Consider the following 13,090-nt stretch of genomic DNA (forward strand, 5'->3'; position numbering starts at 1 on the left):
GGACAAAGGTGACATGGTGTCGCAGGTCACACTCGGGCGATCTCACATCTCCGTCGGGCTATCTCGTCCAGGGGGTTGTAACGGCTGAAAGCGGCAACAAGGAGCACACCATGCAGAAGGTTTGGTTCGTCACCGGCTCGTCCCGCGGCCTGGGCCGCAACTTCGTGGAGGCCGCCCTGGCACGCGGCGACAAGGTCGCTGCCACCGCCCGGAACACCGCGAGCCTGCAGGCGCTGGCCGACACCTATGGAGACGCGGTGCTTCCACTGGAGATGGACGTGACCGACAGGGCCACCGTCTTCGAGAGCGTGAAGCGCGCCAAGGAGCACTTCGGCCGGCTCGACGTCATCGTGAACAACGCCGGCTACGCCCAGATCGGCGCGGTCGAAGAACTTACAGAACAGGAACTGCGCGACCAGCTCGAGACCAATCTGTTCGGCGCGGTGTGGGTGGTCCAGGCCGCGCTGCCGTACCTGCGCGAGCAGCGCTCGGGGCACATCATCCAGCTTTCCTCGGCCGCCGGGGTCATCGCGATGCCGCTCGGCGGCGCGTACCACGCCTCTAAGTGGGCCCTGGAGGGCCTGAACGAGGCGCTCGCCGGCGAGGTCGCCGAGTTCGGCGTCAAGGTGACCATCATCGAGCCCGGCGGCTTCGCCACCCGGGACGGCAACAACCCCGACCCGCTCGCCAACGGCTACATGGCCAAGCCCGACCCGGCCTACGACGGTCTCCGTCAGCACCTCGGGTCGATGACAGGGAAGATGCCCGCAGGCGACCCGGCCGCCGCGGCACAGGCACTGCTGAAGCTCGTGGACTCCGCCAACCCGCCGGTGCGGGTGCTGTTCGGCAAGGGCTTCCACCCACTGATCGAGCGGGCCTACGCCGACCGGCTCAAGACCTGGGCCGACTGGCAGGACCTCTCAATCGAGGCACACGGCAACCTCGAAGCCCGCTGACTCAGGTGAGAGGCCGCGCAACCGGCGAGCGGCGCCCAGGTCGCCCAGGCCACCTGGGCGTCCGGGCGATCCGCTCGGCCGGTGAACCGGATCGTCCTGACGGAGTCGGGGCCTGCCCCCACGTGGGCGGGATTGGCCACCTTGTAGACCTGGAAGATCCTGACCCGGCTGCGCTGCCGCCCGCAGCGCGCCACCACGATCATGCAACCATCCTTGTCCTGCAGCTCATAGAAGAAGGCCGCTACTCAGGATGAAAAGCGCTCAGTGTCAGCGTGAGAACAAACCGAACGCTCTTGTGGCGCCGGAATCGTGGTCCCCCCTGCGCGTCGATGCCTCCTGGACCAACTTCATTCGTCATGTGAAGCTCGGCGCTTTCGGTGGGGGCAGGGCTGCCGTCGGTGCTGAACAGCCGGCTTGCGGCGCCCCTCGCAGTCCGCGGCAAGGGCCGGGGGCGGCGCGAGGTGCGGGACAGGGAGCGTCACCGGCGCCGCCGGCCATGCACAGAAACGGCTGGTGGAGCTCCTGTCACGATGCGGAGTCGGCGGTGACTTCGAGACCGCGGGCTGCCACCACCTGTGCGCTGCCGTCGGCCAGGCGATAGCACAGGCCCACAACGGCGGCCTCGCCCGCGCCGACCCGTTCGGCGAGCACCCGAGAGCGGTCCAACAGCAGGTCGACCGTGTGCCTCACATGCTCAGCCAGGATCTCGTCGGCCTCCACGCGGCCTGCGGCCCGCGCCGCGAGCACACTGGGGGTCACCCGCTCGACGACGTCCCGGACGTACCCGGACGGCACCATCCCGTCCTCCAGTGCGGCGCACGCGGCGGCGACCGCGCCGCACGAGTCATGGCCGAGGACCACCACCAGCGGGCAGTCCAGCACGTCCACCCCGTACTCGATGCTGCCCAGCACCTCCGTACCCGTCACGTGGCCGGCGGTGCGCACCACGAACAGGTCACCCAGGCCACGATCGAAGATGATCTCGGCGGCCAACCGGGAGTCGGAGCATCCGAACAGCACCGCGAACGGGCGCTGACCCGGTGCGATCTCGGCGCGGCGTGTCGCGTCCTGGTTCGGGTGCTCGGGGGCGCCGGCGACGAAGCGTCGGTTACCGGCGAGCAACAGCTCGAAGGCTTCCTTGGGAGTCGGAGACGTGATCTCGGCCATGACCGCAGCCTAAGCCACCCCCCGGCGCGGCCGTCGCGCTGCCCGGTCCTCGCACCGCCCGCTGCCTGTGGCGGCGTGGCCGCGGTGCCGGCACCCGGCTTCCACCGGCCCTGGTGCCGCGGAGCAGGTAACGATTCCAGCAAGGATCAAGGCGAAGTCCGGTCTGCGCTCTCATTCGCGTGTGTTTCCGGGCAAGGTGAAACACGTTCCCGAAAGGAGCAGGGCCGTGATCCCGCCCGCATCCCCCGCTTTCGACATCCGCTCGCGCCATGACCGTGACTGGGTCATCCTCACGGTCACGGGTGACCTCGACCGCAGCACCGCGGAGCGGCTCAAGGCCGCCGTCAGGACGGTCTGGAAGGTCGAGCCCGCCGGACTCGTGCTCGACCTCGCCGCGGTGTCGTTTTGCGACTCGGCCGGTCTGTCCGCCCTTGTGTACGTCCTGAGGGGCTGTCAGGCGCTCGACATCGGCATCGCCCTCGCGGCCGTCGAGCCCCGTGTCGAGCGCATTCTGTCCCTCACGCGCCTGCTGTCGGCCTTCGACCGGTACCAGTCCGTGGAGGAGGCCCTTGATGCCGGCGGAGACGGTCAGTCGTCCGGGTCTCCTTGATCGGCACGACGGACGCGAGGAGCGCGAGCTTGTCGGCACTGTCGGTGCCGGGGTCCGGGTGGAGGACGACGAGCGTCTGGCCGGTCACGCCGCTGACGCCCAATCTCTCCCGGTTCAGCCAGAGGTCACCGACCTGGGGGTGGTCGATGTGCTTGGGTGTGCCTTCGCACGTGTTCACGTCGTGGCGCGCCCAGAGCCTGCTGAAGCGGGGGCTGGCGAGGGAGAGTTCGCCGACGAGTTCGATGAATCGGGGGTCGTCCGTGTCGGTGCCGACGGACTCGCGGAAGCCGGCGACCATGCCCTGCGCGGCGTCCTCCCAGTCCGGATAGAGGGCCTGCTCGGCGGGGTCGAGGAAAACGTCCCGCAGGCGGTTGCCCCCCGCCACGAGTCGCGGCGACAGAGCGGTCGCCAGCGCGTTGGCGGCGAGGACGTCGAAGTAGCGGCCCTCCACGTACGCGGGGAGCGGGAGCGTGACGACGAGTTTGGCGATGCCAGGAGGGACGGTCTCCTTCCGGGGCCGCCGTCGCCGCCGCGGTTTTCCCGCCCCGAGACGTAGCAGGTAGGCCGTCGCGTCGTCGTCGAGCAGCAGCACGCGGGCGAGGGACTCGAGGACCTGCGGGGAGGGGTTGCGGTCGCGGCCCTGTTCCAGGCGCAGGTAGTAATCGGCGCTGATGCCGGCGAGCATCGCGACCTCCTCCCGGCGCAGGCCCGGCACGCGCCGTACGCCGACGGAGGGGATGCCGGCCTGTTCAGGAGTGACGAGCTCCCGTCGGGCGCGTACGTAATCGCCCAGAAGGTTCGATTCGTCGCTCATCGCCCCACTGTAATTCGCGCGCTTTCGTGCGTGCCTGGTCCTGTCACCCCCAGGATCGCGGGGGCTCTGGCTCTGTCGTCGGGTGAGCGGAAACCTCGCTTCCGGGACGAACGCCGGCGAAATCCGCTGGTGGTCCCTTCCGCGAACAAGGAGCTACACCATGTCGACGTTTCTGCTCGTACACGGGGCCTGGCACAGCGGGCAGTGCTGGGAGCGGGTGGTCCCGTTGCTGGCATCGGCCGGGCATCGGGTGGTCGCGCCGTCGCTGACCGGCTTCGGCGACAAGGCGCATCTGCTCGGCCCCGAGATAGGGCTGGACACGCACGTCGACGACATCGTCAGGCTGGTCACCGAGGAGGATCTCACCGACGTGATCCTGGTGGGCCACAGCTACGCCGGGCTGGTCATCTCGTCCGCCGCCAACCGGATCCCGGAGCGGATCGCCCATCTGGTCTATCTCGACGCGATGGTCCCGGAGGACGGCGAGACCGCGCTCGATGTGCATCCCGTGACCCAGGCCCTCATCGACCGTGCCGCGAAGTCCGAGGTCGGCTGGCGGATCCCGCCGATGCCCGAGTTGCCGCCGCCCTTCGGCCTGTTCGGGGTCACCGACCCGGACGACGCGGCGTGGCTGCGGACGATGCTGTCGGATCAGCCGGTGCTCTGCTTCCGGCAACCGGTCCGGCTGGACAACCCGGCCGTGCAGACGATTCCGCGGACGCACATCCACTGCGTCGCCGCCGTACCGGAGGGCATCGAGCGGCGGCCCGTCCCGGCGATACAGCCCAACGGCAGCCCGGCACAGGTGTGGGAACTGGAGACGGGCCACGACTGCATGATCACGATGCCGGCCGAGCTCTCCGAACTGCTGCTCAAGCTCGGCTGACCCGCCCACTCGAGCCGCGCGGGCCCTTGCCCGGACGCGCCACTGATCCTGGACCTGTGGTCACTCACCATGCGCTTGACGTGCGGCCTGCTCGGTGACGCGCTCGATGGCCTGGACGGCGACGTCGGGCTGGTCGACGTAGATGTAGTGGCCGCTGTTCTTGGCCGTGCTCAGCTTGCTGCCGCTGGACAGCGCGAGCCACTTGCGCTGGCCCGCGGCCCACGCCTGCTCCAGGCGCGGCCCGTACTTGGGGACGGCCGCGAGGTACGGCTTGCCGTGCTGGATCACCTCCACCGGGATGTTCCCGGCGGAACGGACCTTGCCGTCGGTGATGACGAGCTTCTCCGGGTTCTCGCCCTTGAACATCGCGAGGTTCTGTGCGCGCAGCTCGGCGGCCGGGCCGGTGGCGGACTCGGGGATCGCCTTCGTGATGTCGTCCATCATGGTGGGCGGGGTGGCGTCCATGAGGACCAGCCCCTTGACCCTGTCCTGGTGGTCGGGGGCGTACCTGGCGGCGATCAGCCCGCCCAGCGAGTGCCCGGCGAGGACGACCGGGCCGTCACCGGCGACGCGGTCGAGCACCCCGGTCAGGATCTTCCCGGTGCTGGAGAAGCTCTGCGGGCCGTCCGGCTGGTCGCTCGCGCCCGCGCCGAGCCGCTCGTAGGAACAGACCCGGTTCTGCTTGCTCAGCGTCTTCTGGATGGCGGCCAGCTTGTCCAGCCCGTCGCCGGCCCCGTGCAGCAGGATGATGACCGGCTTGTCCTTCTCCGGGGTGCCCGAACAGGACACGTTCACCGACCGGCCCGCGACATCGATTTTCTCGGTCCCGGAGATCGGGGCGGCATCGGCCGTCCGCGTGGCGGGGGCGAGGGGGTCCCAGTTCTCCAGCGAGTCGCCGTCGCAGCCGGCGACCCCCGCGCCGAGCACGGTGCAGCACAGCGCGGCCACAACGGGTGCCTTGATCTTGCGGAGCATGAGGTCCTCCAGTGAGCGAGTCGACGCCGGGGTGATGCGCACGGCGGTGTAGCGGGGAAGCGGACGGTGCGCCGTGGCTGCGATGTAACGCTACGGATCGGGCGGTCCGTGATCGTCCCCGCACGGTGGACATTCGCCGGTAGCTCGTGCGGGGGACAACCGTGGTCCGCCGGGGAGGGCCGCGATCGCCCTTCGGGCCGGGCGCACACAGGGTGCGTTACTCCTGTGACGCGACATGTTGGGTGTGACTTTTCCTCGCCCCCTATATATGGTGGTCGCTGCAGCTGGTTCGTCCGTCCGTCCAGGGCGGCCGAGGCAAGAGGGAACCCGGTGGAAGTCCGGGACTGCCCCGCAGCGGTGAGTGGGAACGACCGTTGTCACACGCACTGGATCCGGCCTACCGGCGGATCTGGGAAGCGACAACCAGTAGGCAATGCGGCAACCTGGCCGCGCCGCCCACGAGTCCGAAGACCTGCCAGCGCGCCGCGCACCGCGTGAACGGGTGTGCGGCTGGTCGGAGGCCGCGCGGGACGGCCGATGGCTCTGGCGCGCCGCTTTCGCGTGCTCGCCGGCATGCCTCCTGCGCGCTGCCTCGGGCTTTGGGGACCGAGCGCGAGGAGAGAGCTGTGACGGTCACAGGGGTGTCACCGGACCGGGTGTCGTCGGTGGACGCCGAGCGGCAGGGGTCCATGCCGCGACGAGCGCAGATGCACGTACGCAAGCGCAACGGGGCGAGCGAGCCGGTCGACGTCAACAAGATCGTCCGAGCGGTGGAGCGCTGGGCGGACGATCTCACCGACGTCGATCCGCTCCGCGTGGCGACCAAGACGATCAGCGGCCTGTACGACGGGGCCACCACCGCCGAGCTGGATCGGCTGTCGATCCAGACCGCGGCGGAGATGATCGGCGAGGAGCCGCAGTACTCGCGGCTGGCCGCCAGGCTGCTGGCCGGGTACATCGACAAGGAGGTCCGCGGCCAGGGAGTGGCCTCCTTCAGCCAGGCGATCCGGCTGGGACACGCGCAGGGGCTGATCGGCGACGCCACGGCCGACTTCGTGGCCGCGAACGCCCGCAAGCTCGACGACGCGATCGACCCCAGGGGCGACCTCCGGTTCGAGTACTTCGGCCTGCGCACGGTGTACGACCGTTACCTGCTGCGCCATCCCTCCACTCGGCTGGTGCTGGAGACCCCGCAGTACTGGCTGCTGCGCGTGGCGTGCGGCCTCGCGACCACACCGGCCGAGGCGATCGGGTTCTACCGGCTGATGTCGTCGCTGGCCTACCTGCCCAGCTCGCCGACGCTGTTCAACTCCGGGACCCGGCACACCCAGATGTCCTCCTGCTACCTGGTCGACTCCCCCCGCGACGAACTGGGCTCGATCTACGAGCGGTACGCGCAGGTGGCGCACCTGTCGAAGTTCGCCGGAGGGATCGGCATCTCCTGGTCGCGGGTGCGTTCGCGGGGTGCGCTCATCCGGGGCACCAACGGGCACTCCAACGGCATCGTGCCGTGGCTGCGCACCCTCGACGCGTCGGTGGCCGCCGTCAACCAGGGCGGCCGCCGCAAGGGCGCGGCCTGCGTCTACCTGGAGACCTGGCACCCCGACATCGAGGAGTTCCTCGAACTGCGCGACAACACCGGTGAGGACGCCCGGCGCACCCACAACCTCAACCTCGCCAACTGGATCCCTGACGAGTTCATGCGCCGGGTCGAAGCCGACGCGATGTGGTCGCTGTTCGACCCGGACGAGGTCCCGGAGCTGCCCGACCTGTGGGGAGAGGACTTCGACGCCGCCTACCGCGCGGCCGAGGCCGCCGGCCGGTACGTCCGTCAGGTCAAGGCCAGGGACCTGTACGGCAAGATGATGCGCACGCTGGCCCAGACCGGCAACGGCTGGATGGCCTTCAAAGACGCGTCCAACCGGCTGTGCAACCAGACCGCCGAGCCCGGCAACGTGGTGCACCTGTCCAACCTGTGCACGGAGATCCTCGAGGTGTCCAGCGACACGGAGACCGCCGTGTGCAACCTCGGCTCGGTCAACCTCGCCGCGCACCTCGCCACGCACCCGGCCGGAACCGAGATGGACTGGGAGCGGTTGCGCGCCACCGTGCGCACCGCGGTCACCTTCCTCGACCGCGTCATCGACATCAACTACTACCCGAGCCCGCAGGCCGCGGCGAGCAACCCCCGCTGGCGCCCCGTCGGCCTCGGCGTGATGGGCCTCCAGGACGTCTTCTTCGCGCTTCGGATGCCGTTCGACTCTCCCCAGGCGAAGGACCTGTCCACCCGCATCGCCGAGGAGATCTATCTGACGGCGTTGGAGACCTCGGCCGACCTGGCCGCGAAGGCGGGTCCTCATCCGGCCTTCCAGCAGACCTGGGCCGCCCGCGGGCTCCTGCAGCCCGACCTGTGGAAGGTCACCGGCGCTCAGGACGAGCGCTGGACGGCGCTTCGCGAGCGGATCGCCGAGCACGGGCTGCGCAACTCGCTGCTCATCGCGATCGCGCCCACCGCGACCATCGCGTCCATCGCCGGATGCTACGAGTGCATCGAGCCGCAGGTGTCCAACCTCTTCAAGCGCGAGACCCTCAGCGGCGAGTTCCTCCAGATCAACAGCGCGCTCGTGGCGGAGCTGAAGGCGCGCGGCCTGTGGAACGAGGAGATCAGGACCGCCATCAAGCGGGCCGACGGCTCGGTCCAGGGGATCGAGGCACTCCCCGCGGAGCTGCGTGAGCTGTTCCGCACGGCCTGGGAGCTGCCGCAGCGAGCGCTCATCGACATGGCCGCCGCGCGGGCGCCGTACATCGACCAGAGCCAGTCGCTCAACCTGTTCATGAGCGCGCCGACCATCGACAAGCTCTCCTCGATGTACCTGTACGCCTGGAAGAGCGGCCTGAAGACCACCTACTACCTGCGGTCGCGTCCCGCTACGCGGATCCAGCAGGCGACGGTGTCCCTGGCGTCGCAGAAGGCGCAGCCGGAGGAGCGAACGGTCTCCGAGAAGGCGGCGATGACCGCCGAGGCGCTCGCCTGCTCGCTGGAGAACCCGGAGTCGTGCGAAGCGTGCCAATGAGCACGCCCCCCGGAAACATCACTCGAAAGGCGAGAGCCATGACCACCGACCCCGAGACTTCGATGCTGCTCGACCCGGGAATGAGCCTCACCCTGAGGCCGATGCGCTACCCGCGCTTCTTCGACCGCTACCGGGACGCGATCAAGAACACCTGGACGGTGGAGGAGGTGGACCTGCACTCCGACCTCAAGGACCTGGACCGGCTCTCCCCCGCCGAGCGGCACCTGGTCAGCCGCCTGGTCGCCTTCTTCGCCACCGGCGACACGATCGTGGCCAACAACCTGGTGCTCAACCTCTACCAGCACGTCAACGCCCCCGAGGCCCGCCTCTACCTGTCCCGGCAGCTGTTCGAGGAGGCCGTCCACGTCCAGTTCTACCTGAACCTGCTGGACACGTACGTGCCCGACGAGGACGAGCGGTTCGCGGCGTTCGCGGCGGTCGAGAACATCCCGTCCATCCGGCGCAAGGCCGACTTCTGCTTCCGCTGGATCGACTCGATCTTCGAGCTGCGCGAGCTGCGTACCCGGGAGGACCGGCGGGCCTTCCTGCTCAACCTGATCTGCTTCGCCGCGTGCATCGAGGGTCTGTTCTTCTACGGGGCCTTCGCCTACGTGTACTTCCTGCGCTCGCGCGGCCTGCTCAACGGTCTCGCCTCGGGCACCAACTGGGTGTTCCGCGACGAGTCCATGCACATGGCCTTCGCCTTCGACGTGGTGGAGACGGTCCGGCAGGAGGAGCCGGGGCTGTTCGACGAGGAGATGGCGAACCAGGTCCGCGAGATGCTCGCCGAGGCGGTGGAGTGCGAGGTCCAGTTCGCGGAGGACCTGCTCGGCGGCGGAGTGCCCGGCATGTCGATCGCCGACATGCGGGCCTACCTGGAGCACGTCGCCGATCGCCGGCTGGCCCAGCTGGACATCCCACCGCTGTACGGGGCGAAGAACCCGTTCGCCTTCATGGAGTTGCAGGACGTCCAGGAGCTCTCGAACTTCTTCGAGCGGCGGGTGTCGGCGTATCAGGTGGGCGTGACCGGCACGGTCAGCTTCGACGCCGACTTCTGATCCCGGCTCGCGAGGAGATCGGCAGGGTGAGGACCATGGTGAGGCCGCCGCCCGGGGTCTCCTCGGGTATGAGGCTGCCTCCCATGGCTTCCGCCAGGCCGCGCGAGAGAGCGAGGCCGAGGCCGATGCCGGTGTGGTTGTCCCGGTCGCCGAGGCGTTGGAAGGGCAGGAAGACGCGGTCGTACGCCTCGGACGGGATGCCGGGGCCACGATCGACGACCCGGATCTCCACGCTGTCGCCGTGCCAGCTCGCGGTGATCAGAACCTTTGTGCCGGCCGGGCTGTAGCGGACGGCGTTGGTCATCAGGTTGACCAGAATGCGCTCGACCAGTGCGGGATCGGCGACGATCTCGGGAAGCTCAAGCGCGACGTCCCCTTTCACCTGGTCGCTCAGCGGCCCGAGGTCGTCGATCGATCGGGGCACGATCTCCTCGAGTGCCACCGGCTGGAGCGACAGCCCCAGCACTCCGGCCTGCAGCCGGCTCATGTCGAGCAGGTTCGCGACGAGGCGGCTGAGCTTGGCCAGCGACTCGTCCGCCGTGGCGAGCAACTCCTCGCGATCGTCCGGAGACCAGTCGACGTCGGTGGCGCGCAGGCTCTCCACGGCCGCGCACGCCGATGCGAGCGGGGTGCGCAGGTCGTGGCTGACCGCGGCCAGCAGCGCGGTGCGCATCTTGTCCGCCTCCGCCAGTGGCTTGGCCTTCTCGGCCTCCTCACGCAGACGCTCCTGCCCGAGGGCCACGGCGGCCTCCGCGGCGAAGGCCTGGAGCACGCGGCGGTCGGCGGCGTCGAGCAGTCGCCCGCGCAGGGCCAGGACGAGGTGGTCGTCGACCGCCACATCCGTGTCCGCGGCCCCCGGACAGGTGCAGGGCGCGCCCCCGGCGGTGGCGACGATGCGCCACGCCTCGGGCTCTGACTGCGCGTCGGGACTCGTCGCCGCCTCGGGGCGGCGTTCGAGCAGCGTGACCGAGGTGAGCGCGAAGGACTCCCGCAGCCTGGCGAGCAGCGAGGGCAGCGCGTGCTCGCCTCGCAGGACGTGTCCTGCCAGGGCGGACAGGACCTCGGCCTCGGCCTGGGCCCGTGCGGCCTCTCGCCTGCGCCGGGCGGCCAGGTCGACGACGGTGCTCACCATGATCGCAACCAGTACGTAGATCGCCAGGGCGAGCAGGTTCTCCGGGTCGGCGATGGTGAACCGGTTGACGGGCGGGGTGAAGAAGTAGTTCAGCAGGAGGGATCCGCCCACCGCGGCGGTCACCGCGGGCCACATTCCGCCGATCAGGGCGACGCCCACGACGGCCAGTAGGAACAGCAGGATCTCGCTGGGCAGCGAGAGGTCGTGGCGGAACGGCAGCAGCGCCAGCGTCAGGAGGGGAAGGCCGAGGATCGCCGTGGCCCAGCCTGCGATCCGCCGGTCGCGGGCGAGCGCGGCACCCGGCCGTGCGGGACGCCTGCCCTTGCTTACCTGCTCGTGTGTGATCATGTGGACGTCGATCGAGCCGGAGCGGGCGGTCGTCTCGACGCCCACCCCTCTGCTGAAGATCTGGGCGACCCGGCCGCGCCGGGAGGCGCCGAGCACGAGCTGGGTGGCGTTGACGCCGCGGGCGAAGTCGAGCAGCGCCCGGGGCACGTCGTCGCCCACCACCTGGTGGTAGGTGCCGCCCATGCTCTCCACGAGTGCGCGCTGGCGTGCCAGCAGCGCCGGGTCGCCTCCGGCGAGCCCGTCCGCCCGGGTGACGTGGACGGCCAGCAGATCGGCGCCCTTGCTCCTGGCGGCGACGCGGGCGGCGCGCCTGATGAGGGTGTCGCCCTCCGGTCCCCCCGTCAGCGCGACGACGACCCGCTCGCGCGCCTCCCAGGTGCCCGCGATGCCGTGCTCGGCGCGGTAGCGGTCGAGCTGCTCGTCCACCTTGTCCGCCACCCACAGCAGGGCCAGCTCACGCAGTGCCGTCAGGTTGCCGACCCGGAAGTAGTTCGACAAGGCGGCGTCCACCTTCTCGGGTGGATAGACGTTGCCGTGGGCCATCCGGCGGCGCAGCGCCTCGGGGGACATGTCGACCAGCTCGACCTGGTCGGCCCGCCGTACGACCTCGTCCGGGACGGTCTCCCGCTGCGGCACACCCGTGATCTCCTGGACGACGTCGTTGACCGACTCCAGGTGCTGGATGTTCACCGTCGAGACGACGTCGATCCCGGCGTCGAGGAGCTCGTCGATGTCCTGCCAGCGCTTGGCGTTGCGCGAGCCCGGCACGTTGGTGTGCGCCAGCTCGTCGACCAGGACGATCTTCGGTGCGCCGGCGATGACCGCCTCGACGTCCAGCTCGGTGAAGGTCGCACCCCTGTAGACGACATGCCGCCGTGGGAGGACCTCCATACCCTCCATGAGTTCGGCGGTGCGGGGGCGGTCGTGGGTCTCGACGATGCCCACGACCACGTCCTTCCCTCGTTCCAGCGCCCTGTGACCTTCGCTGAGCATCGCGTAGGTCTTGCCGACCCCCGGGGCCGCGCCGAGGTAGATCCGCAGCCGCCCGCGCGCCATCTACCTCACCTCTTCAGCCTGTCCAGATCCAGGTTGAGCTCCAGCACGTTCACGCCGGGCTCTCCCATGAAGCCGAGCGCCCTGCCGGTGGTGTGCCGCCCGATGAGGGCCCGCACCGCGTCCAGGCCGAGGCCGCGCTCCCTGGCGACCCGGGGGGCCTGCAGCTCGGCGTACGCGACGGAGATGTGCGGGTCGAGGCCGCTGCCGCTCGCGGTGACCGCGTCGGCGGGCACCGGCACGTCCGTCACGTTTCCCCGGACAGGGACGGTGCGGCCGGTCGCGTAGTCCTGTCCGGGCTTGCCGCATTCGACCTTCACGCCTTGGTAGACCGGGATGAACGGCGTGGCCGGGCAGGCCTGGTTGACGCTGACCACCCTCGTGGGGGTGCCGACGGCGGGGAAGACCTTGAGCACCGCGCCGACCCCGTCCGCCGTGCAGTACGGCCTGGCTCCGCTGACGCCCTCCAGTTCGCCGACCGCCTTGGATCGCGCGCACACCTGGGTGAGCAGGCTCTGCTTGCCGGTGTCGGGGTTGCCCTCGTCGTCCGTGGCTCCCGGCACCGGGAGGGTGTCGAGGACGTCCTCCGGGCCGAGGTTGCTCGCGGCGGTGGAGGTCGGGTCGTACCCGTCGCCCGCGGCCGAGGGCCGGCTCTGGAAGTACTTCTCGACCGGGTTGCCGTCCTTGTCCGTGAAGCCCTGGCCGATGAGGGCGCTGCCCACGTCCTTGCCGTCCTTCCGCAGCGGGGAGCCGTTGGCGTTGCCGTTGAACACGGCCTGGGCGACGCCGGTGACCAGCAGTGGGTAAATCGCGCCGGTCACCAGGGTGAGCACGAGAAGCGCGCGCAGCGCCGCGAGGTGCTGACGGATCCAGCTTGGCAGGCGTTCCATCTATGACATCCCCGGGAGGAGTTGGACGAGCAGGTCGATGAGCTTGATGCCGAGGAACGGGACGGCGATCCCGCCGAGGCCGTAGATGGTCAGGTTGCGGCGCAGCAGCCTGGACGCACTCGAAGGG

At 69.8% G+C, this 13,090-nt stretch carries 10 protein-coding genes and 1 riboswitch; of the genes, 5 read left to right on the forward strand and 5 right to left on the reverse strand.

Features of this window, described 5'->3' with window-relative positions:
• Positions 1-110 precede the first annotated feature (110 nt).
• Positions 111-956, forward strand: coding sequence for an SDR family NAD(P)-dependent oxidoreductase (locus Msi02_RS39490; protein ID WP_204052861.1), 846 nt, complete (start codon positions 111-113; stop codon positions 954-956).
• A 525-nt stretch (positions 957-1,481) separates the two neighbouring features.
• Here Msi02_RS39490 and Msi02_RS39495 read toward each other — a convergent pair.
• Positions 1,482-2,123 carry a carbonic anhydrase gene (locus Msi02_RS39495; protein WP_079320615.1) on the reverse strand — a complete coding sequence of 214 codons (642 nt, stop codon included), beginning with the start codon at positions 2,121-2,123 and terminating at the stop codon, positions 1,482-1,484.
• A gap of 226 nt (positions 2,124-2,349) precedes the next feature.
• Between Msi02_RS39495 and Msi02_RS39500 the strand changes: the two genes are divergently transcribed.
• Positions 2,350-2,733, forward strand: a complete 384-nt coding sequence (locus Msi02_RS39500) for an STAS domain-containing protein (protein ID WP_179155555.1) — start codon at positions 2,350-2,352, stop codon at positions 2,731-2,733.
• On the opposite strand, the gene Msi02_RS39505 is transcribed toward Msi02_RS39500, so the two are convergent.
• Positions 2,642-3,547 (reverse strand): helix-turn-helix domain-containing protein, encoded by a 906-nt coding sequence (locus Msi02_RS39505; RefSeq protein WP_079320617.1) that lies wholly within the window; start codon positions 3,545-3,547, stop codon positions 2,642-2,644. The two genes, Msi02_RS39500 and Msi02_RS39505, sit on opposite strands and share 92 nt — an antisense overlap.
• Before the next feature lie 160 nt (positions 3,548-3,707).
• On the opposite strand from Msi02_RS39505, the gene Msi02_RS39510 reads away from it, so the two are divergent.
• Entirely contained in the window at positions 3,708-4,433 is a 726-nt protein-coding gene (locus Msi02_RS39510) for an alpha/beta fold hydrolase (protein ID WP_204052862.1), read from the forward strand.
• 60 nt (positions 4,434-4,493) lie between these two features.
• Here the strand turns inward: Msi02_RS39510 and Msi02_RS39515 are convergent, their stop codons facing one another.
• Positions 4,494-5,408, reverse strand: a complete 915-nt coding sequence (locus Msi02_RS39515) for an alpha/beta fold hydrolase (RefSeq protein ID WP_204052863.1) — start codon at positions 5,406-5,408, stop codon at positions 4,494-4,496.
• 267 nt (positions 5,409-5,675) lie between these two features.
• Positions 5,676-5,902: riboswitch (cobalamin riboswitch) on the forward strand.
• Between the two features lie 132 nt (positions 5,903-6,034).
• On the opposite strand from Msi02_RS39515, the gene Msi02_RS39520 reads away from it, so the two are divergent.
• Positions 6,035-8,482, forward strand: coding sequence for a ribonucleoside-diphosphate reductase subunit alpha (locus Msi02_RS39520; RefSeq protein ID WP_239109204.1), 2,448 nt, complete (start codon positions 6,035-6,037; stop codon positions 8,480-8,482).
• A gap of 38 nt (positions 8,483-8,520) precedes the next feature.
• A complete protein-coding gene (locus Msi02_RS39525; protein WP_143737913.1) occupies positions 8,521-9,540 on the forward strand; it encodes a ribonucleotide-diphosphate reductase subunit beta in 1,020 nt (339 codons plus the stop codon).
• On the opposite strand, the gene Msi02_RS39530 is transcribed toward Msi02_RS39525, so the two are convergent.
• Both Msi02_RS39530 and Msi02_RS44340 read right to left on the reverse strand, forming a co-directional pair.
• Positions 9,518-12,076 (reverse strand): DUF4118 domain-containing protein, encoded by a 2,559-nt coding sequence (locus tag Msi02_RS39530; protein WP_204052864.1) that lies wholly within the window; start codon positions 12,074-12,076, stop codon positions 9,518-9,520. The genes Msi02_RS39525 and Msi02_RS39530 overlap by 23 nt on opposite strands.
• Before the next feature lie 5 nt (positions 12,077-12,081).
• A complete protein-coding gene (locus Msi02_RS44340) occupies positions 12,082-12,963 on the reverse strand; it encodes a potassium-transporting ATPase subunit C (protein WP_204052865.1) in 882 nt (293 codons plus the stop codon).
• Between the last annotated feature and the right edge of the window lie 127 nt (positions 12,964-13,090).

The sequence above is a fragment of the Microbispora siamensis genome, from assembly GCF_016863095.1.
GTDB classification, from domain to species: domain Bacteria; phylum Actinomycetota; class Actinomycetes; order Streptosporangiales; family Streptosporangiaceae; genus Microbispora; species Microbispora siamensis.